Raw genomic sequence first — 19,757 nt, 5'->3', positions numbered from 1 at the left:
GTCTACCAATTCCGCCACTCGAGCTTGTGGACGGCAAAAATATAAAAAAAATGTAACCGCAACTTATAATTTGTAGAAAATATAGGGAAAGACACTTCCGTACTCAACCTAAAACTCAATCAGTTTCACCAACATCGTAACTAACTAAATACTAGGGTTTTGTAAAATATAGAAAATTTTTATTACCGATGTAAAAGCAATTGAATTTTGACATACATTCGCCCGATTTTAAACTATATCATATAAATGAAAAAACAATTTTTTGGTGCTTTAGCACTTGCTCTTTTGGTTGCAACTTTCTCTTGTACAGACAAGAAAGAAGATTCTACTGAAACTCCTATCTCCCCGGTAGCAACTCCGGTAGATGCTGAAGCTTCTCTAGACCAGGATTCTGAGACTACATCTGAAATGATGAGCTCTGAAGCTACTATGGATACTACTGCAACTCCTGAAGCAACTTCTGAAGTTCCACAAATCTAAGAATATTACTTCCTAAGATTAAAGCCCTGTTTACAGGGCTTTTTTATTTTAATCACTTCCTGAACTCCAGAAATCAGAATATTCTATATTCTAAGGCAGTAAACAACTAGCATAAGATTTCACCCTGAATATTGTATTCAATCAACCTCTTTCAGAAGTCATAAATAAGAAGCCAGCCCGAGCCTTTCAATAATATCAAAATGATGTTCTAAGTCTTCAAACCATGCCAGAAAGGCTCAGCTTCATCTTTGCAATTTTATGAATTAGTCGTACTTTCGAGGCCCTATAACAGCGTATTATGTCACAATTTTGGGTTTATTTCGAGCTTGGTTTAGATCATGTTTTAGATTGGCAGGCTTATGACCACGTTCTTTTTCTAGTTGTCCTGGTAGCTTCTTATGGTTTCACGACCTGGAAAAGAGTGCTTGGTCTGGTAACTTTATTTACTGTTGGACATACACTTGCGTTGTTTCTTTCGGTTTACAAGATCCTCAAAGTAGATCCTAATTACGTTGAATTTTTAATTCCGGTTACGATTCTCGCTACTGCAATTTTCGATATTGCCACTGCCGGTAAAAAAGTTCGGAATACAAATTATAACCTTCTCTACTTTACAACTGCCTTTTTCGGACTCGTCCATGGACTTGGTTTTTCTTCCTACTTCAAAATGATCGCTTCGGGCACTAGCAATAAGTTCTGGCCGCTAGTTGAGTTCGCTCTAGGGATCGAAGCTGCACAAATACTGGTAGTGCTGGCGGTGATGATCATTGGATTTGTTTGTCAGAATCTATTAAAGGTTTCCAAAAGGGACTGGATTATTGTTACTGCTTCCATCGTAATTGGAGTCATTTTACCAATTCTGCAGGAAACCTATCTGGCATTGTAGATTTAAGCTTTACGAATCACAAAGTTTCGCAATAATCTTTTAATTTGCAGGTAATTAATAATGCATTGCAAAGAGCTAGTGAATACTTATGAATCAGCAAAAACAACTGAAATTTGATCGGGCATATCTTCGTATCGCCCGGGAATGGAGCAAATTATCACATTGTAATAGAAAACAGGTTGGCGCGTTAATAGTGAAGGACAGAATGATCATTTCTGATGGCTACAACGGTACCCCAAGTGGATTTGAGAACTTTTGTGAAGATGAGGAAGGCTACACGAAATGGTATGTCCTACACGCTGAAGCAAACGCGATCCTGAAGGTAGCTGGTTCTACGCAGAGTTGTAAAGATGCTACTTTGTATATTACAATGTCACCTTGCAAGGATTGTAGTAAGCTTATACATCAATCCGGGATTAAACGCCTGGTTTATCAAATTGATTATAAAGACAATGCCGGGCTCGACTTTCTTCGGAAAGCTGGCGTGGAGCTGGAGCAGATCACTGAACTGGAAGAAAATTGAAGAAAAGAAATAAAATATATACCCCTTTACTTTTAAGCATCGCTTGTGCTGCAGGATTAATGCTAGGAGCGAGACTTAACTTTGATACCGGCGATGAATTATTCTCTGCCAATCCCAAGAAGCAAAAGTTAAATCGCCTTATCGATTATATAGATTATGAGTATGTCGATAATGTAAACACAGATAGCATCGTAGATGTTACTGTGAATAAAATTCTTGAAAACCTGGATCCGCATTCGGTTTATATTCCGAAGGATGAGTATGCGAAAGTCAGCGAGAACATGAAAGGTGATTTCGTTGGTATAGGCGTGAGCTTTTACCAGGTGAACGATACCATCGTTGTCATACAGGCTCTCGAAGGTGGACCCAGTGCAAAGATCGGGATTCGCGGTGGAGACCGGATATTGTATGCTAACGGGAAAGCTCTTTTCAAAAACGATGTGACAGAGGACTCGGTCATCGCGCAATTAAAGGGAAAGGAAAACTCAAAAGTTTCTTTAAAAGTTCTTCGGAAGGGCAGTGACGAGTTGCTTACATTCAATGTGAGAAGAGGTGTAGTCCCTATCAAGTCCGTCGATGCCAGTTATATGCTTACTAAAGAGCTTGGCTACATTAAGATCGATCGTTTTTCTGAAACTACCTATGAAGAATTTAGTGAAGCCATACAGGAACTCAAAGCCAGTGGCGCTACACAAATTGCGTTGGATCTAAGGGATAACCCTGGAGGATACCTTTCTGAAGCGATCAATATAGCCGATGAATTTATTAAGGACGATAAACTCATTTTGTTCACCAAAAATAAAAGCGGTTCTATTGAAGAAACCTTTGCTCAAAGAGAAGGTGAATTTGAAAACGGGAAGGTTTTTGTACTTATCAATGAAAATTCAGCTTCCGCCAGCGAAGTAGTAGCCGGAGCTCTACAGGATAATGATGTAGGAACTATCGTTGGTCGTCGTTCTTATGGAAAAGGCCTGGTACAACGAGAAATGGAGCTGGGCGACGGTAGCGCTGTAAGACTAACCATTGCGAGATATTATACTCCTACAGGAAGATCTATTCAGAAGCCTTATGATAATGGAAACGAGTCTTATTTCAATGATTATATGAAAAGATATGAGAATGGAGAATTAAGTAGTCGGGATTCGATCGTTACCATTGACAGTCTGCGTTATGTCACTCCCGGTGGAAAGGTCGTTTATGGCGGCGGAGGGATCATCCCGGATATTTTTGTTCCAAAAGATACGAACCTGGAAAAGGAAAAGCTCACCTTGCTCTTGAGAGGTGGTTATATGAGCCGATTTATTTTTGATCTTTTGGAAAAGGATCGGACATTTTATAACAGTATTACCAGGAAAAATTACCGCGAGAAGATCGAAATTACAGATAAGATCATTTACGATTTTAATCGCTATCTAAAATATCAGAACATTGGTTTAGGAAATGTTAGTGAAGAGCGTAAACCTATTTTAAAGAAATATTTAAAGGCTGAAATTGCACAGCAACTATTTGGCACTAATGTATTTGAACGGTATTTAAATGAAGATGATCGATTAATCGAGAAAATAATCCAGTTGTCGATGGAAAAATAATATTTTAGGTTGCTCATGAATGAATTCCTGGAATACCTTTCAGCGATCTGGCCGCTTACCCCGTTACTGCTATTTATACTTGCAGTAACTTTCCGACTTTTAGATAATAGTACTTCCTTATTTTTACAAAAGGATATACTTGTGAATCATTCCAATGTTTCAAGAGGATTAATGCGTGATGCCATGGAACATAATGAGGATGAACGCTTTAAGAGCAAGCTTAAAACAGCACTTATATTTCGGAATCTGCATCACGGGCTTTTGATCCTTGCTGTAATAACCCTACCAATAAGTTTAATACTGTTCTTTCTACGCTAGCTTATCATGGATTTTGCTATGCTCACCGTTATTCCACTCGGTTAAAATATCGGTAGCAACCGCGGCACCACTTCCCGCAGCAATTGAGTATTGACTACGCCAGCCTGCTAAAGTTCCAGCCACATAAAGTCCCTTAGTTACCAGGTGATCTACATTCTTTAACTGGATTCGTTCTTTCTCTGCTTTTGCTTTTTTATGCGGAATCACATACTTCTCCAATCCTTTAATTCGCACAGGACTCGTATAACCGGTTGCGATCACAAGCCTTTCTGAAGTGTAAACATTTTTAGTTGAAGTTAGCTGAAAACCTTCAGATAGAGACACAATTTCTTTTGCTTTCTCTTTTGGAATAAGTTCTACCGCTGGATAAAGTTTCTCTAAATGCAGGATACTTGTTTCAAGGAGCTCCCTACCATTGGTTCCGGGAGCTATTCCGAAGGCATTATTTAGAAGAGCAGAGTTTAAATGAGAGCTCTTATACTGTAGCAAAATACCTACTTTTCGATTTACAGCGTAAGGCTTCTCGAGAGCAGAACCAAGCACCAGTGCACAGGAAATACCTGCTACCCCAGCTCCGACTATTAGTACATCATAATGGAAATTACCCATGTTTTTTGGAAATCGTTCTGGAAACCAGAAGAATCGACATCAATATGATCACGCAAAGACTTGCAAGAATAACGATAAGCGCATTTGCACTATCTCCTTCAAGAAGAGCATTGAGATCAAGTGAACTTACGCTCACTCCAATAAAAACAACAGCTAGGAAAATGATGAAATAAATAAAATACTTCATTAGAATAAATTCTGAATATTTGCGGCGAAAAGCTTCACAGCGATAGCAAGTAAGATCACTCCAAAGACTTTTCTAATTACATTAATACCCTGAGATCCAAGAATCTTCTCGATACGTCCAGAAGACTTTAAAACCAGGTATACAAATATAATATTGAATATGATAGCGACAATGATATTTATTGTTTCATATTCTGCCTGCAAAGAAACCAAAGTAGTCATCGTTCCCGCTCCTGCAACTAATGGGAATGCCAAAGGCACTATAGACGCAGATTCGGGAGCATCATCTTTATAAAGACTAATTCCCAGGATCATTTCCAGGGCCAGGAAAAATAAGATAAAGGAACCGGCGACAGCAAATGAGTTTACATCAATTCCAATTAGATTCAGGATCTCTTTTCCCAGGAAGAGAAAGACCACCATAAGACAACCGGCAACGATTGACGCTTTTTCACTCTGTATATGACCAACCTTTTTTCGCAGATCTATAATAATAGGAATACTGCCTACGATGTCTATTACCGCAAAAAGAATCATTCCAGCGGTGAATATTTGCTTGAAGTCCAATACTTTAAACATAACCTAAACCTTTAAAAATAAGCGGCAAAAGTAATTCAAGATTTCTGATTGACAATCGATGAGATTATTAAATTTCCATAAATTTTGGAGGCCATTTCTTTAGGTCTGTAAAAGGATAGATTTATCTTTGCCGCATGTTTCAATTAGGTAAGACTTTAGTTTCTGAAGAGATCATCAAGAATGATTTTTTGTGCAATCTTTCTGCGTGCAAAGGTGCATGTTGTATAGACGGTGAGGCCGGTGCTCCGGTAGAGCCAGAAGAACGTGAGATCATGGAAAGGATCTATCCCAAAGTGAAGCAATATCTTCGTCCTGAAGGTATAGAAGCTATCGAGCGTCAGGGTGTTTATATCACCCGCGAAAATGGTGAAATTGAAACTCCGCTAATCAACGATGCAGATTGTGCTTACGTAACCTTTGACGAAAAAGGTACAGCACTCTGCGGAATTGAAGAAGCTTACAACCAGGGCGATATCGACTGGAAAAAACCTGTAAGCTGCCATTTATACCCTGTTAGAATCCAGGAATACACTTCATTTTCTGCAGTGAACTATCATCGCTGGGAAATTTGTGATGATGCCTGTAGTCTTGGGGCAGAACTACAGGTGCCCATTTACAAATTTGTAAAGGAGGCACTGGTTAGAAAGTTTGGTGAAGAATGGTATCAGGAATTAACTGTTATCGCAGATGAGATTCAGAAAAAATAGATCGCCGCATACCACTTTTAGCATTTCTGAAATTTAATTCCGCTGTTAACAAATCTCTATTTTGTTTAATGTTTTACGCCGAATCTTTTTCAGAAATAGATCATTAGAACCTGATTACACCTCAAATCAAGTGAATTTATGGCCAATTGCTATCAGTTTCTACCGGTCAAAAACATTAAACAAAGGCCCTAAAACCCCTAATTCTTGATGGTTTTCTTCTAAAACCCTTAACATGTATTACTGTTCTGTAATTCAATAGCTTAGATGGGTGATTTAACATAAATCTAAGAATAATAGCTCTTTTCATTGTTGAAAACTTTGTTGAAAAGGTTCTACCCTGTTTCCTCTTTTATATGTCTGATTTTTAAATCTTTGTTAGAGAACGAAAGAACAAAAATTACCGATATACTTAAAACCTCCCAATTATGTCTCAAATAGAACCAATTTTGCAGGAAAATAAAGATCGATTTGTGATCTTTCCAATCAAACATAATGACATTTGGGACTGGTATAAAAAAATGGAAGCTTGCTTCTGGACTGCGGAAGAAATTGATCTTCACCAGGACCTTACCGACTGGTTAAATAAATTGAACGCAGATGAGCGTTACTTTATAAAACATATCCTCGCCTTCTTTGCTGCTTCAGATGGTATTGTGAATGAAAACCTTGCTGAAAATTTCGTGAACGAAGTACAATATTCGGAAGCCAAGTTTTTCTACGGTTTCCAGATCATGATGGAAAACATTCATTCTGAGACCTATTCCCTTTTGATTGATACCTACGTTAAAGATGAAAAGGAAAAGAATCAGCTATTTAAAGCTATCGAAGTTTTCCCGGCTATCAAGAAAAAAGCAGACTGGGCACTAAACTGGATTGAATCAGATTCTTTTGCTGAAAGACTGATCGCTTTTGCGGCGGTAGAAGGTATCTTCTTTAGCGGAGCCTTCTGCTCTATATTCTGGTTAAAGAAACGCGGACTCATGCCCGGCCTTACGTTCTCCAACGAATTGATCTCCAGAGATGAAGGAATGCATTGTGATTTCGCGGTACATCTGCATAACAATCACCTTATAAATAAAGTTCCGAAGGAAAAAATACGCAAGATCATTATCGATGCTCTTAACATTGAACGAGAATTTGTGACTGAATCACTTCCCGTGAGCCTGATTGGGATGAATGCGAAATTAATGACCCAATATCTTGAATTCGTCACAGACCGACTTTTGGTAGAACTCGAATGTGAAAAAGAATTTAATGTTACAAATCCATTCGATTTTATGGATATGATCAACCTGCAGGGAAAAACGAACTTTTTTGAGAAAAGAGTGAGCGAATACCAGAAAGCAGGAGTGATGAATAAGGATAAAGAATCAGATGAAATCAGCTTTGACGCCGATTTCTAAAGTCCAACTGCGCTGCGCCCCCAATGCAGCGCTTGTTGAGCTTTTCTAAGAATACCATTTAAGATCTAAAATTATTAATCCGGTTACATAACCGGGCAGGGATGCCTTTGTTCAGACTTAAGCTCCCACAAAACAATTCCAGCTTATGTATGTTGTAAAAAGAGACGGCCATAAAGAACCTGTAATGTTTGATAAGATCACCGCCAGGGTCAAGAAACTTTGCTATGGTCTAAATGAACTTGTAGATCCTGTTAAAGTTGCTATGCGTGTGATCGAAGGTCTGTACGATAATGTATCTACCAGTGAACTCGATAATCTCGCTGCTGAAATTGCCGCGACGATGACTACTTCTCATCCAGATTATGCGAAACTCGCTGCCAGGATCTCGGTTTCAAATCTTCACAAGAACACGAAAAAGAGTTTTTCTGAAGTAATGACAGATCTGTATGAGTATGTAAATCCGCGTACCAATGAAAAGGCAGCCCTACTTTCAGAAGAAGTATATGAGGTGATCCTGGAGAATAAAGAGAAACTAGACTCCACTATTATTTACAACCGGGATTTCAATTATGATTATTTCGGCTTTAAAACGTTGGAAAGATCCTATCTTTTAAAACTGGATGGTAAAATCGTGGAAAGACCTCAGCATATGCTTATGCGTGTTTCTATAGGGATTCATCCTGATGATCTTGATAGTGCGATAGAGACCTATGAACTTATGTCTAAAAAGTACTTTACACATGCTACCCCAACACTTTTTAACTCCGGAACACCAAAACCCCAAATGTCTTCCTGTTTTCTACTTAGTATGATAGACGACAGCATTGATGGAATTTACGATACGCTGAAGCAGACTGCAAAAATCTCTCAATCGGCTGGAGGTATAGGTCTCTCTATCCATAATGTGAGAGCGACTGGGTCTTACATTTCAGGAACCAATGGTACTTCCAATGGAATTGTGCCTATGCTTAGAGTATTTAATGATACCGCTAGATACGTGGATCAGGGTGGTGGAAAAAGAAAAGGTTCTTTTGCGATGTACGTGGAACCATGGCATGCTGATATTTTTGATTTTCTGGATCTTAAAAAGAACCATGGAAAAGAAGAGATGCGTGCGCGTGATCTTTTTTATGCCATGTGGATCCCAGATCTTTTTATGAAAAGGGTTCAGGAAAATGGTAGCTGGACACTTATGTGTCCGCATGAATGTCCTGGGCTTTTTGATACTTACGGAGATAATTTCGAAGCGCTATACGAAAAGTATGAAGCTGAAAATAAAGGTCGAAGAACTATTAAAGCCAGAGAGTTGTGGGAAAAGATCATGGAGTCTCAAATAGAAACTGGAACTCCGTATATGCTTTACAAAGATGCCGCTAATAGAAAGTCTAATCAAAAAAACTTGGGAACGATTCGCTCTTCCAATCTTTGTACAGAAATTATTGAATATACCAGTAAGGATGAAGTCGCCGTTTGCAACCTTGCATCTATCGCCTTGCCGATGTTCATTAAGAACAATGAATTTGATCACAAGGAACTTTTCAAGATCACAAAAAGAGTGATCAAGAACCTGAATAAGGTGATCGACAGGAATTACTACCCGGTTAAGGAAGCTGAAAATTCAAACATGCGTCATCGCCCGGTTGGTCTGGGAGTTCAGGGACTTGCAGATACTTTTATTAAACTACGATTGCCATTTACCAGTGACGACGCAAAAAAACTGAACCAGGAGATCTTCGAAACTCTTTATTTCGCTGCGGTTATGGCATCTATGGAACTTGCAAAAGTAGAAGGTCCATATTCAACCTACGAAGGTTCGCCAATTAGCCAGGGAGAATTCCAATTTAATATGTGGGGAATTAAAGATGAGGAATTAAGTGGTCGCTGGGATTGGGGTAAACTTAGAAAGCAGATCGAAGAAAATGGGGTTCGTAACTCCTTACTGCTCGCACCAATGCCAACCGCTTCTACTTCTCAAATCTTAGGAAATAATGAAGCTTTTGAACCTTATACCTCCAATATTTATACAAGAAGAGTACTCTCCGGAGAGTTTATCGTGGTGAACAAGCATTTGCTGGAGGACCTTGTTTCCAGGGATCTTTGGACAGAAGATGTGAAAAACGCTATTATGAGAAACAACGGTTCTGTTCAGGATATCGATGTGATTCCGCAGGATCTTAAAGAACTCTATAAAACGGTCTGGGAAATGAGCATGAAGGATATTATCGATATGTCCAGACATCGTGGCTATTTTATTGATCAGTCCCAATCGCTGAACCTATTTATGGAAAACGCGAATTACAGCAAGCTTACTTCCATGCATTTCTACGCCTGGAAAAGCGGACTTAAAACAGGAATGTATTACCTGAGAACAAAATCGGCGGTAGATGCTATCAAGTTTACGCTTGAGAAAGAGAAAAAGCAGGAACCGGTTGCGGTTACTTCGGAAGCTCCCTTGCGAGCTGCAGAAAAACTTCAGGAAAATACACCGCCTGTAGTTTCAGAAAAAACAGAAACTGAAGGAGCGCTGTCCCCGGAAGAACTTAAAGCACTCATTGCACAATCCAAAGAAGCTGAAGGTGACGACTGCCTGATGTGCGGATCTTAAAGAATTTTGGCTAATTCAAATTTGAATGCGGGAAGGGAGGCAGTTATTGCTTCCCTTTTTTATATTTTTGAACCTCAACAACTGGAAAATTATGACCTGGGATCAACTCTTATCACTTAAACGTTTCGGAGACAAGAACAAACGACTGCGTATTGAGCAGAATGAAACACGTTTAGGTTTTGAAGTAGATTATGATCGTATCATATTTTCTTCAGCATTTAGAAGCCTGCAGGACAAAACGCAGGTGATTCCACTTTCCAAGACAGATTTTGTGCATACCAGGCTAACGCATAGCCTCGAGGTTTCAGTCGTTGGAAGGTCGCTGGGAAGATTAACAGGACAGAAGTTGTTACAGAAACATCCTCATCTAAAGGATTCTTCAGGTTACCAGATGAATGATTTTGGGGCTATTGTCGCAGCGGCGGCTCTTGCACATGATATTGGAAATCCACCTTTTGGACATTCCGGAGAGAAAGCGATTGGAGAATACTTCAGTCATGGAAGCGGTAAAAGGTTCAAAGAATCTCTTTCAGAAGCTGAATACCAAGATCTGGTAAAATTTGAAGGAAATGCCAATGGTTTCAGAATACTTACAGAAAACAGACCAGGAATTAGCGGTGGCCTACGATTGTCCTATGCTACTTTAGGAGCATTCACAAAATATCCGAAAGAATCCCTTCCGCATAAGCCAAGTTCAAAGATCGAAGATAAAAAGTTTGGATTTTTCCAGAGTGAAAAAGAAACCTTTGAGGATATCGCTGAAGAATTAGGATTAAAAATGACGCGCGAAGGCAAACACATTGGATATGCACGGCATCCTCTGGCCTTCCTGGTTGAGGCCGCAGATGATATTTGCTATACGATCATTGATTTTGAAGATGGAATTAATCTTGGACTCATCGATGAAGATTACGCTTTGGAATATCTCATTAAACTCGTGAAAGATAGTATCAATACTTCCAAATATCATGAACTTCAAACCACTTCAGACAGGCTGGCGTATTTGCGTGCTTTAGCTATCAATACATTAATTACAGAAGCTGCTGAGATCTTTCTGAAGAATGAAGATGCCATTCTGAAAGGTGAATTTCATGAAGCTTTATTCGATAAAAGTAAATACGAGGCTCAGATTCGGGATATTATTAAGATAAGTGTGGAGAAGATCTATCAAAGCGAAGAGGTGATCGGGAAGGAAATTGCCGGCTTTAAAATGCTCACTTATTTGCTGGATATCTATACCCAGGCTTTCCTTGCAGATGCTGAAAATGAAGATTCCAACTTCACAAAACTGGTAAAAAAATCTGTTCCACAGCTAAACTATTTGAATGACGAACATTCAGTTTATGATACGTTGATCGCAATCTGTTCCTATATAGCTTCGCTAACCGATGGTCTTACCGTGGCCTCTTTTAAAAGATTTCAGGGTCTGGATGCTTAAAACGTTAAAAAATTAACGTTTAGTATTATTTATTCTTTCTAGTCTAAAGTAATTTCACAGCTTAAGCTTCTGATACTTCAACATAAAAGCATCAGGCACTTATATAGTTAGTGTTATGAAAAAGGTTACTCAAATTTTAGAGAATAATTCTCAGCTTATCATCGAGGACTGGGAACGACAGGTTCTCGAACTCGTAAAATCCTCTACTTCTGCCAATAGAATCGCACTTCGCGATCATGTTCCTAACATCCTGAATGACATTATTGGTATCATGGAAGAATATGATATCATTGACTGGAATCTTGAGGATCCTAAAATTGCATTGATCGAGAGTAATAGCATTGAGCATGGGAGACATCGCGCCAGTTCAGGAAGCTTCTCTGCAGATGAAATTATCCATGAATACATGATATTTCATAATGTCATTCTGAAAGTTCTTAATATCAATGGATTTACAGATCATAATATCTTCAATATTCTTAAGTGTTGTATTGACAAGTCTATGCTGAGAAGCCTTCAAGCCTTTACTAAGTCGATCGAAGAAATGCAGAGCAAATTAGTAGCTACACTGGCACACGATATAAGGAATCCGCTCTCTGCAGCAAGACTAGGGATCGAAATGCTCAATACAGGGGATATCGATCAGGATCGCAGTATAAGGGTCAAGAAAATGACTATGAATAGTGTGAATAAAGCACTGGAAATGCTGGAAGGATTACTGGATAGTATTACAGTAAAAGCTGGTGAAGGGATGATGCTCACTTATGCTGAAACAGATTTGTATAGCGATATAGAATCTATTTACCAGGAAGCTTCAGAGATCTATTCTGAAGAGATCATATTAGATTGTGCGGACAAGGATCTTTATGGGATTTATGACGCTGTAGCAGTACGCAGAATGCTCGAAAATCTAATTACCAATGCAATTAAATATGGAGATAAAGATACCCCGATCACCCTAAAAATTGAAAAAGATGGGGACGACTACTTATTGCTTTCTGTCCATAATCTTGGAAATCCTATTCCGAAGGAGAAACAAAAGGCGATCTTCGATTTTCTACAATACGGAAAACAAAATAACAACCCTAAACTCAAAAGTTGGGGCATAGGACTCACACTGGTTAAAATGGTTGCTGAAGCGCACGGCGGTGCGGTTGAACTCACCAGCGAGAAAGATAAAGGAACAGAATTTAAGATCAGGATTTCCAGCAATGCGAATCAACCCGGTAAAACACGTACAAAACTGAACCTGGTTTAAAACTCATAAACCACCCCAACACCAAGCATTTGCTTTAGCTGAATCCTGGCACCGGAAGTTTCCAGTTTACCATCGCCATTGGTATCTTCCTTAAACTTTACATCATCATCATAACGAATATGGGTTCCAACATTGGCCTTTACGAAGTCATTGACCTTCATATTTACTGCCAGTTGCCAGTCTACATCCACATTTCCGAAGTTATTGAGGTAATCTGAATACAGGCTCAATTGATTACTAAGATCAATATTCTCAAAAACTTCCTTGTTATATTCACTGGTAAAGAGAAAACCGAATTCTGTTCTAAGCATCTCACCTTCTTTGATAATATTCCCAAGTTCATCGGTCACTGCAGGTTCCACACCAAACATCCCTTCGTTGGCAAGTCTCTGATCTAGTACGAAAGTTGATTTCACGGTTATAGGAGAAAGGTATATGGTAAGATCCTCTACAGGATGGGAAAATTCTGTTCCTGCACCAAGAAAGGTATAACCAGGAGCCATTAATTTCGAAATTGGAACTTCGGTATCGGGATATTTGTAACCGTTGGTGAACTGCGTGTTGAAACTAAATTTACCTGAATAATACCAGTTCGACGTACTGTCGGTTCTAAAACCAAATGAGGAACTCAATCTTAATTCATCTTCTGTCTTTCTAATTTCCCTGCCTTCCTGCGCATTAATTCCATACCTCAACTTTGCCGAATTCTTCCAAATAGTATAGTCTTTTTCAAAATCGCGCTCAAAACCAGCATAAAACAAAGCCGATATAGAGTTGTTTCCCCCAGCATTCCAGTTTACAAATGCTACTTCACTTAGATTCATTCCGAAGGTGTTCTTCTCGGTCCAGTAGATCAACATGGAATCTGAAGCAGTAGTATCCTTAGCTGCAGTTGCTGTAGTATCATTCACCCTAACATGTTTAATATGAGCAGCTGAACTATAGAATGAAGTAAATATAAAAAGGAAGCTTAGTAGGTAAAATTTCATCAGGTAGGGATTACAGAATCGCAAAAATATAAAATCAGTTCAAAGTTTCCAGCTTTTGCCGTATTCCTTCAACGTTAATTCCCGCAATTTCTTGTAATTGATCGATATTTCCATGTTCTATAAAATTATCAGGCACCCCCATGATCTCAATTTTACCCTTATAATCAAGATGCATGGCAAGCTCCAGGATCGCACTTCCAAAACCCCCGGTGATTACGCCATCTTCAATAGTGATAATTTTATCAAATTTTTCGAAGATCTCTTCTAGCAGATCTTTATCTAGCGGTTTTACAAATTTCATGTCGTAGTGCGCAATACTCCCTAACCCTTTATAACTTTTAATTGCTTCGGAAGCGTTTGCAGCCATATTACCAATCGTTAGAACGGCGATATCAGTTCCTTGCTGAAGGCATACAGCTCTACCAATAACAGTCTTTTGAAAGGGAGTTTTCCATTCAACCTGAGATCCTCTTCCGCGAGGGTAACGAATTACTAATGGTTTGTCTAAACCAAGCTGGGCCGTGTAGAGAAGGTTTCTAAGCTCGGTTTCATTTCTTGGAGCAGCAACTATTAGATCTGGAATAAGTCTGCAGTAGGCAATATCAAAAACACCGTGATGCGTAGCTCCGTCTTCTCCCACCAAGCCAGCACGATCCAGGCAAAATATTACCGGCAGTTTTTGTAAGGCAACATCGTGAATTAGCTGATCGTATGCTCGCTGAAGAAAAGTAGAATAAATAGCACAAAAAACAGTAAATCCCTGGGTGGCCATTCCGGCAGATAAAGTCACAGCATGCTGCTCTGCGATACCTACATCAAACGCCCTGTCTGGAAAAGCATCCATCATATATTTGAGCGAACTACCCGTAGGCATCGCTGGGGTGATCCCAATAATTTTGTCATTTTTTTCCACCAGTTCAACTAATGTTAGTCCAAATACATCCTGAAACTTTATGGGTAAACCTTCGGTTTCATACTTCAGCAATTCACCAGTTGCAGGTTCAAACTTACCGGGTGCATGATATTTTACCTGGTCTTCTTCAGCTTTCTTTAAACCTTTCCCCTTTTTGGTAATGACATGTAGAAATTTAGGTCCGCTGATTTCCTTCATTTCCTGTAAAACCTTCAGTAATCCAGGTAGATCGTGACCATCTACAGGCCCGAAATATTGAAAATTGAGCGCTTCAATGATATTATCGCTGGCAGGTTTATGTCCAACTCTTGCTTTGGTTAGATATTCTTTTAAGGCCCCAACGCTGGGATCGATACCAATCGCATTATCATTCAAAATAACCAGCAAGTTCGCTTTGGTTACTCCGGCATGATTTAATCCTTCGAAAGCCATTCCGCTAGCGATGGAAGCATCTCCAATAACAGCAATATGTTGTTTTTGATGCTCGCCCTTGAGCCGGGAAGCGATCGCCATTCCAAGCGCTGCTGAGATGGAAGTAGATGAATGCCCTACGCCGAAAGTATCGAACTCACTTTCATCCCTTTTCGGGAATCCGCTAATACCATTCAGCTGTCGGTTGGTATGAAAAGTATTTTTTCTTCCAGTTAATATTTTATGGCCATAAGCCTGGTGACCAACATCCCAGACCAGCAAATCTTCAGGCGTATTAAAAATATAATGTAATGCGATGGTAAGTTCTACAACACCAAGACTTGCCCCCAGATGACCTTCCTTGGTTGCTACGATTTCGATGATAAATTCTCTAAGTTCCCTGGCTAGATCCTGTAGACAGGCTTCCGGAAGCTTTCGCAGATCCTGCGGAAAGTTGATGGTATCTAATAATTCTCTGGTCATTTGCAACAAAGTTACATCATGCAAACTGAATTATTAACCTGAAACGAAAACGGAATTTTCAAAAATGATATCTTGCACAAAAACCCGGGAATGATCAATCCTTACGATGACACTTATTTTATGCGGAAAGCGCTGGAAGAAGCGGAAACTGCTTATGAAAAAGGGGAAATTCCCGTTGGAGTGGTTGTAGTCATCAATGACAGGATCATCGCTAGAGGACATAATCTTACAGAAACGCTGAACGATGTAACTGCTCATGCCGAAATGCAGGCTATCACAGCCGCCGCAAGCTTTCTAGGCGGTAAATACCTTAAGGATTGTACCATGTATGTCACCCTGGAACCCTGCCAGATGTGTGCCGGAGCCCTCTATTGGAGTCAGATCTCAAAAATTGTTTTTGCTGCTGAAGATAGCGCAAGAGGTTATAGAAAAAATGGTGTCCAGCTTCATCCCAAGACTAAAGTGACATCAGGAATTCTTGAAGAAGAAGCTTCCACTTTACTGAAGCGTTTCTTTATAGAAAAAAGAAATCTGAATTAAAAAAGCCACGATATTGGGGCTTTTTACTTTAATATTCTTCAGGCAGTTCAGTTACCTTGATATGATCTACATAGAATTTGTCAGGCAATGCCGACTCATCTATTTCAGCACCTCCAAGATTTCCTCCAACGGCCATATTTATAAGGAAATAGAAATCCTTCTTAAAAGGATACTCTTCCTCGTTATAGTTTTCAGGAGTAAAGCGGTATAACTGATCACCGTCTACAAAAAATTCAATATAATCTGGCGTCCACACAGCTTTGTAAGTGTGATAACCTTCTTCAATATCTGCAATTTTCGTTTTCTTAGTATTGATCGTGTTCCCGTGACTCGCCGGGGTATGCAGGGAAGTAAAAACGATGCCCGGCTCTCTGCCAATATATTCCAGAATATCGATCTCACCACTGGCAGGCCATCCAACCTCACTAATGTCTGCACCCAACATCCAGATAGCTGGCCAGAGACCTTTGCCCGTAGCAAGTTTTGCTTTTACTTCAATCACACCGTAGGTAAACTCAACATTATCTTTGGAATTGATCTTTCCGGAATAGTAAGTATCACCTTTCTTTTCCGCAGTGATTACCAGCTTACCATCTTCCAGAGCAACATAATCGCGGTTGTAGATCTGCTTTTCATTGTTCCCCCAACCACAAAGATCAGGACAGCCGTCCCCTTCTTCATAATTCCAGACCTCCATATTTAGAGTATCTGCGTTGAAATCCTCTTCGAAAATTATTTTTTCCTGTGCACTGGCCGTAGAAACCAGGACCAGGCACAGGATCAAATATGAGTAGGGTCTCTTCATTATTTCTGAAAATTAAGTGTCACTGTTTGTAATTCTTCTGAATTGGTTCCAACCATCAACCTGAATTCTCCTTCTTCAGCTTCCCACTTTTCATTAGCGGTATAAAACTGAAGCATCTCTTCTGAAATTTCAAACTCTACAGTTTTAGTTTCACCCGCTTCCAGTTCGATCAGCTCAAAACCTTTCAATTCTTTTACAGGTCTGCTCGTGCTAGCCACCATATCACGTAGATATAGTTGCACAACTTCTTTCCCTTTGGTATCTCCAGAATTTGTGACTGCAACACTCAAGGTCGCAGTTTCACCTGAAGTTAACGTAGCTGAGCTCAAAGTTGGTTTAGCGTAATCGAAAGTTGTGTAACTAAGCCCGTAACCAAATGGAAATAAAGGTCCGTTTTCGATATCTGTATAATGTGAATAGGTTACATGCTGTTCACTGTATGGTCTCCCAGTGTTTTTATAGTTATAATATAAGGGTTCCTGTCCTACAGCTCTAGGAAAAGAAACCGGTAATTTACCGGAAGGATTGTATTTTCCAAGAAGCACATCTGCGATCGCATTTCCACTTTCAGAACCAAGCTGCCAGGCTTCAACGATAGCAGGGATATGTTCAGCAGACCAGCTTAATTCCATTGGTCTTCCATTTATAAGTACCAGAACGATATTTTTATTTACAGCGTAAACTTTTTTCAGTAGCTCTAGTTGCAGTCCGGCGAAACCAATATTTGCCTGACTTCTACCTTCCCCAGATTGAAATGCATCTTCACCAAGAACCATAACCACCACTTCAGCGTCTCTGGCATTCATAACGGCCTCACCCACTCCTGTAGTATCGGTTTTGTTGATCTCAAGCGGCATTAAAAAGCTACGTTCTCCCATCCCTAACTTTACTCCTTCAGAATAAACAATTTCAGAGTCTGGTAATTGGTTTTTCAAACCTTCTACTACAGATACGGCAGAGTTCGCTTCACCCTGCGCTCTCCAGTTACCAATTGGCGTGTCCTTGTCATTAGCAAGCGGACCAATCACTGCAATCTTTCCTGCGGAAGCCGACATTGGTAAAAGATCATTTTCATTCTTCAGAAGAACAATAGATTTTCTGGCAATATCACGTGCTGTTTCAAGATGTTGCTCGTATGGCACTTCATTTTTTACTTCAGCATTGATATAACGATAAGGATCATCGAAAAGACCCATCATAAATTTCACTCTCAGGATTCTGCGAACTGCATCATTAATAAGCTTTTCATCGACTTTTCCTTCAGCAACCAATTGCTCAAGCCCTGCCTGGTAAGCTCCGCCTTCCATATCCATGTCGCTTCCTGCTTTTACGGCAATTTCTGCAGCATGTACCTTATCACGGGCAAATCCATGAGGTATCATTTCTGAAATAGAACCCCAGTCTGACACTATAAATCCATCCCAACCCCATTCAGTTTTCAATAACTCACGCTGAAGGCTTTCACTACCAGTCGCAGGAATACCGTCGAGCGTGTTGAAGGCATTCATAAAAGTTGCAGCTCCAGCATCTGCCGCAGCTTTAAACGGTGGCAAAATGACATTATGAAGTTCGTTCTTACCAATATTCACGGTGTTATAATCCTTTCCACCTTCAGCAAAACCATATCCGGCAAAATGCTTAGCGGTTGCTGCGATCGTATTAGGATCTGCAAGGTCATCTCCCTGGTATCCATTTACTTTTGCCACCGCAACCTGAGAAGTTAAATAGGGGTCTTCCCCGGAGCCTTCCATAATCCGTCCCCAGCGAGCATCGCGTGAAACATCGATCATTGGAGAAAACGTCCAGTTCACACCTTCTGCTACAGATTCTAAAGCGGCAATTCGAGCCGACTCCTCTGCAGCTTCCATATCCCAGCTAGCAGTTTCTGCCAACGGCACTGGAAAAATTGTTTTATATCCATGAATTACATCATATCCAAAAATAATCGGAATCTTGATGCGTGAATTTTCCATGTTGAGCTTTTGTGCTTTTTCGGTCGCTTCTACTGAAAGCACATTGAGCATAGATCCAACCAGACCTTTCTTTAGCCTGTCTTCTTTTTGTTTATTACCGGTTTCAGAAGCGGGTCCAGTAAGATCCCAACTTCCGTTGTACTGGATCATCTGGCCTACTTTCTCTTCCAGGGTCATGATGTTTAAAACTGAATCTACCTTGGCTTCGACATTCTTTACTGAACTTTTGAGACCTGTTTCCTGGGCATGCAGTCCTATGGTCCCGACCACGAGTGAAAGGGTACTTAAGAATAACTTTCTCATAATCTCTAAAAATAAATCCCGGAACCTGAAAGATCCCGGGAGTTGTTAGCTAAACAAACTATTTATATACTCTGATGTAATCCACTTCCATAGAAGCTTCGCTAAATTCTGCAGGGATATTTCCGCCAAGTGCGCCTCCCATTGCTACATTCATGATCAGGAAGAAATCCTTGTTGAATGGAAGAGAAGATTCATTGGTGAAAGTAAAGTTCACCTCGTTATCTACCAGAAAAGTTATTTCATCTGCTGTCCATTCTACGGCATATGTATGCCACTCTGTAGCTGCATTTTGAATATCGGTTGCTTCAAAAATTGCATTTCCACCTGAATTTCCAGGGAAATGTAATGCTGAAGAAACTTCATTTGGTTTGTTACCTACAAATTCCATGATGTCGATCTCACCCGTAGCAGGCCATCCAACTACATCAAAATCGGCTCCAAGCATCCAGATCGCTGGCCACGTTCCTCCACCTTGAGGCATCTTGGCACGAGCTTCTACTCTACCATAAGTTACTTCAAACTTGTCCATAGTAGTAATTCTTGCAGAAGTGAAATCAAATCCACTTTCTGCCTCTCTTCTGGCTGTTATGATAAGACTACCGTCTGCTACAGACACATTATCTTCAGTATAATACTGTAATTCTCCATTACCCCAGCCATTAGTTCCGTTTCCTGTTTCGTAGTTCCAGATATCGGTATCGAGGGCATCTCCGTCGAATTCATCACTCCAGAAGATTTCAGTGAATTGAGAAACAAATG

Annotated in this window: 19 protein-coding genes; 11 read left to right on the top strand and 8 right to left on the bottom strand. The window is 40.0% G+C overall.

What is annotated here, in order from left to right:
* Window positions 1-246: 246 nt before the first annotated feature.
* The 5 genes from ACNI3T_RS07730 to ACNI3T_RS07710 all read left to right on the top strand — a co-directional run bounded on the left by ACNI3T_RS07730 (window position 247) and on the right by ACNI3T_RS07710 (window position 3,796).
* A complete protein-coding gene (locus tag ACNI3T_RS07730) occupies window positions 247-480 on the top strand; it encodes a hypothetical protein (RefSeq protein WP_418227323.1) in 234 nt (77 codons plus the stop codon).
* 298 nt (window positions 481-778) lie between these two features.
* Window positions 779-1,366, top strand: a complete 588-nt coding sequence (locus tag ACNI3T_RS07725; protein ID WP_141876212.1) for a HupE/UreJ family protein — start codon at window positions 779-781, stop codon at window positions 1,364-1,366.
* A gap of 88 nt (window positions 1,367-1,454) precedes the next feature.
* Window positions 1,455-1,889, top strand: coding sequence for a deoxycytidylate deaminase (locus ACNI3T_RS07720; protein ID WP_299153013.1), 435 nt, complete (start codon window positions 1,455-1,457; stop codon window positions 1,887-1,889).
* Window positions 1,886-3,478: a S41 family peptidase gene (locus tag ACNI3T_RS07715; RefSeq protein ID WP_418227322.1), complete on the top strand. Its 1,593-nt coding sequence runs from the start codon at window positions 1,886-1,888 to the stop codon at window positions 3,476-3,478. Before ACNI3T_RS07720 ends, ACNI3T_RS07715 begins: the two co-directional genes overlap by 4 nt.
* A gap of 15 nt (window positions 3,479-3,493) precedes the next feature.
* Window positions 3,494-3,796 carry a hypothetical protein gene (locus ACNI3T_RS07710; protein WP_418227321.1) on the top strand — a complete coding sequence of 101 codons (303 nt, stop codon included), beginning with the start codon at window positions 3,494-3,496 and terminating at the stop codon, window positions 3,794-3,796.
* Here the strand turns inward: ACNI3T_RS07710 and ACNI3T_RS07705 are convergent.
* The 3 genes from ACNI3T_RS07705 to ACNI3T_RS07695 are packed head-to-tail and all read right to left on the bottom strand — an operon-like array spanning window position 3,788 to window position 5,170.
* Entirely contained in the window at window positions 3,788-4,405 is a 618-nt protein-coding gene (locus ACNI3T_RS07705; protein WP_418227320.1) for an FAD-dependent oxidoreductase, read from the bottom strand. The two genes, ACNI3T_RS07710 and ACNI3T_RS07705, sit on opposite strands and share 9 nt — an antisense overlap.
* Window positions 4,398-4,592: a hypothetical protein gene (locus tag ACNI3T_RS07700; protein WP_418227319.1), complete on the bottom strand. Its 195-nt coding sequence runs from the start codon at window positions 4,590-4,592 to the stop codon at window positions 4,398-4,400. The genes ACNI3T_RS07705 and ACNI3T_RS07700 overlap by 8 nt, the downstream gene beginning before the upstream one ends.
* Complete coding sequence (locus tag ACNI3T_RS07695; protein ID WP_141876218.1) at window positions 4,592-5,170, bottom strand: MarC family protein; 579 nt, start codon at window positions 5,168-5,170, stop codon at window positions 4,592-4,594. Before ACNI3T_RS07695 ends, ACNI3T_RS07700 begins: the two co-directional genes overlap by 1 nt.
* Window positions 5,171-5,304: 134 nt before the next feature.
* On the opposite strand from ACNI3T_RS07695, the gene ACNI3T_RS07690 reads away from it, so the two are divergent.
* The 5 genes from ACNI3T_RS07690 (at window position 5,305) to ACNI3T_RS07670 (ending at window position 12,581) form a co-directional block, all read left to right on the top strand.
* Window positions 5,305-5,877: a DUF3109 family protein gene (locus ACNI3T_RS07690; protein ID WP_141876219.1), complete on the top strand. Its 573-nt coding sequence runs from the start codon at window positions 5,305-5,307 to the stop codon at window positions 5,875-5,877.
* A 425-nt stretch (window positions 5,878-6,302) separates the two neighbouring features.
* Entirely contained in the window at window positions 6,303-7,280 is a 978-nt protein-coding gene (locus ACNI3T_RS07685) for a ribonucleotide-diphosphate reductase subunit beta (RefSeq protein ID WP_418227318.1), read from the top strand.
* A gap of 145 nt (window positions 7,281-7,425) precedes the next feature.
* Entirely contained in the window at window positions 7,426-9,885 is a 2,460-nt protein-coding gene (locus ACNI3T_RS07680; protein WP_418227317.1) for a ribonucleoside-diphosphate reductase subunit alpha, read from the top strand.
* Between the two features lie 91 nt (window positions 9,886-9,976).
* The gene (locus ACNI3T_RS07675; RefSeq protein WP_418227316.1) at window positions 9,977-11,323 is read left to right on the top strand and encodes a deoxyguanosinetriphosphate triphosphohydrolase; all 1,347 of its coding nucleotides are present in this window, start codon (window positions 9,977-9,979) and stop codon (window positions 11,321-11,323) included.
* A 115-nt stretch (window positions 11,324-11,438) separates the two neighbouring features.
* Window positions 11,439-12,581 (top strand): ATP-binding protein, encoded by a 1,143-nt coding sequence (locus ACNI3T_RS07670; protein WP_418227315.1) that lies wholly within the window; start codon window positions 11,439-11,441, stop codon window positions 12,579-12,581.
* Here the strand turns inward: ACNI3T_RS07670 and ACNI3T_RS07665 are convergent.
* Together ACNI3T_RS07665 and ACNI3T_RS07660 are read right to left on the bottom strand one after the other, a co-directional pair.
* A complete protein-coding gene (locus tag ACNI3T_RS07665; RefSeq protein ID WP_322301424.1) occupies window positions 12,578-13,570 on the bottom strand; it encodes a DUF3078 domain-containing protein in 993 nt (330 codons plus the stop codon). The two genes, ACNI3T_RS07670 and ACNI3T_RS07665, sit on opposite strands and share 4 nt — an antisense overlap.
* Window positions 13,571-13,604: 34 nt before the next feature.
* Window positions 13,605-15,377, bottom strand: a complete 1,773-nt coding sequence (locus tag ACNI3T_RS07660) for a 1-deoxy-D-xylulose-5-phosphate synthase (RefSeq protein WP_418227314.1) — start codon at window positions 15,375-15,377, stop codon at window positions 13,605-13,607.
* A 90-nt stretch (window positions 15,378-15,467) separates the two neighbouring features.
* Here ACNI3T_RS07660 and ACNI3T_RS07655 point away from each other — a divergent pair, with 90 nt between their 5' ends.
* Entirely contained in the window at window positions 15,468-15,917 is a 450-nt protein-coding gene (locus tag ACNI3T_RS07655; protein ID WP_418227313.1) for a nucleoside deaminase, read from the top strand.
* 28 nt (window positions 15,918-15,945) lie between these two features.
* Here the strand turns inward: ACNI3T_RS07655 and ACNI3T_RS07650 are convergent, their stop codons facing one another.
* From ACNI3T_RS07650 to ACNI3T_RS07640, 3 genes are all read right to left on the bottom strand, one after another.
* A complete protein-coding gene (locus ACNI3T_RS07650) occupies window positions 15,946-16,722 on the bottom strand; it encodes a glycoside hydrolase family 16 protein (RefSeq protein ID WP_418227312.1) in 777 nt (258 codons plus the stop codon).
* A complete protein-coding gene (bglX, locus tag ACNI3T_RS07645; RefSeq protein WP_418227311.1) occupies window positions 16,722-18,998 on the bottom strand; it encodes a beta-glucosidase BglX in 2,277 nt (758 codons plus the stop codon). Before bglX ends, ACNI3T_RS07650 begins: the two co-directional genes overlap by 1 nt.
* A gap of 58 nt (window positions 18,999-19,056) precedes the next feature.
* Window positions 19,057-19,757: glycoside hydrolase family 16 protein (locus ACNI3T_RS07640; RefSeq protein WP_418227310.1), on the bottom strand; the 701-nt coding region annotated here is incomplete at its 5' end.

Origin of the sequence: Christiangramia qingdaonensis (assembly GCF_048381525.1) — a bacterium.
Lineage (GTDB): Bacteria > Bacteroidota > Bacteroidia > Flavobacteriales > Flavobacteriaceae > Christiangramia.
The sequence above is the reverse complement of the archived record's forward strand: the minus strand, read 5'-3'. Positions and strand labels throughout refer to the sequence as shown.

What these genes read in the sequence shown, in the direction of transcription:
- ACNI3T_RS07710 (WP_418227321.1), top strand. Translation starts at nt 3,494, where the DNA reads ATGAATGAATTCCTGGAATACCTTTCAGCGATCTGGCCGCTTACCCCG.
- ACNI3T_RS07650 (WP_418227312.1), bottom strand. Translation starts at nt 16,722, where the DNA reads ATGAAGAGACCCTACTCATATTTGATCCTGTGCCTGGTCCTGGTTTCT.
- ACNI3T_RS07725 (WP_141876212.1), top strand. Translation starts at nt 779, where the DNA reads ATGTCACAATTTTGGGTTTATTTCGAGCTTGGTTTAGATCATGTTTTA.
- ACNI3T_RS07655 (WP_418227313.1), top strand. Translation starts at nt 15,468, where the DNA reads ATGATCAATCCTTACGATGACACTTATTTTATGCGGAAAGCGCTGGAA.
- ACNI3T_RS07720 (WP_299153013.1), top strand. Translation starts at nt 1,455, where the DNA reads ATGAATCAGCAAAAACAACTGAAATTTGATCGGGCATATCTTCGTATC.
- ACNI3T_RS07670 (WP_418227315.1), top strand. Translation starts at nt 11,439, where the DNA reads ATGAAAAAGGTTACTCAAATTTTAGAGAATAATTCTCAGCTTATCATC.
- ACNI3T_RS07695 (WP_141876218.1), bottom strand. Translation starts at nt 5,170, where the DNA reads ATGTTTAAAGTATTGGACTTCAAGCAAATATTCACCGCTGGAATGATT.
- ACNI3T_RS07660 (WP_418227314.1), bottom strand. Translation starts at nt 15,377, where the DNA reads ATGACCAGAGAATTATTAGATACCATCAACTTTCCGCAGGATCTGCGA.
- ACNI3T_RS07675 (WP_418227316.1), top strand. Translation starts at nt 9,977, where the DNA reads ATGACCTGGGATCAACTCTTATCACTTAAACGTTTCGGAGACAAGAAC.
- ACNI3T_RS07705 (WP_418227320.1), bottom strand. Translation starts at nt 4,405, where the DNA reads ATGGGTAATTTCCATTATGATGTACTAATAGTCGGAGCTGGGGTAGCA.
- ACNI3T_RS07685 (WP_418227318.1), top strand. Translation starts at nt 6,303, where the DNA reads ATGTCTCAAATAGAACCAATTTTGCAGGAAAATAAAGATCGATTTGTG.
- ACNI3T_RS07690 (WP_141876219.1), top strand. Translation starts at nt 5,305, where the DNA reads ATGTTTCAATTAGGTAAGACTTTAGTTTCTGAAGAGATCATCAAGAAT.
- ACNI3T_RS07700 (WP_418227319.1), bottom strand. Translation starts at nt 4,592, where the DNA reads ATGAAGTATTTTATTTATTTCATCATTTTCCTAGCTGTTGTTTTTATT.
- ACNI3T_RS07665 (WP_322301424.1), bottom strand. Translation starts at nt 13,570, where the DNA reads ATGAAATTTTACCTACTAAGCTTCCTTTTTATATTTACTTCATTCTAT.
- ACNI3T_RS07730 (WP_418227323.1), top strand. Translation starts at nt 247, where the DNA reads ATGAAAAAACAATTTTTTGGTGCTTTAGCACTTGCTCTTTTGGTTGCA.
- bglX (WP_418227311.1), bottom strand. Translation starts at nt 18,998, where the DNA reads ATGAGAAAGTTATTCTTAAGTACCCTTTCACTCGTGGTCGGGACCATA.
- ACNI3T_RS07680 (WP_418227317.1), top strand. Translation starts at nt 7,426, where the DNA reads ATGTATGTTGTAAAAAGAGACGGCCATAAAGAACCTGTAATGTTTGAT.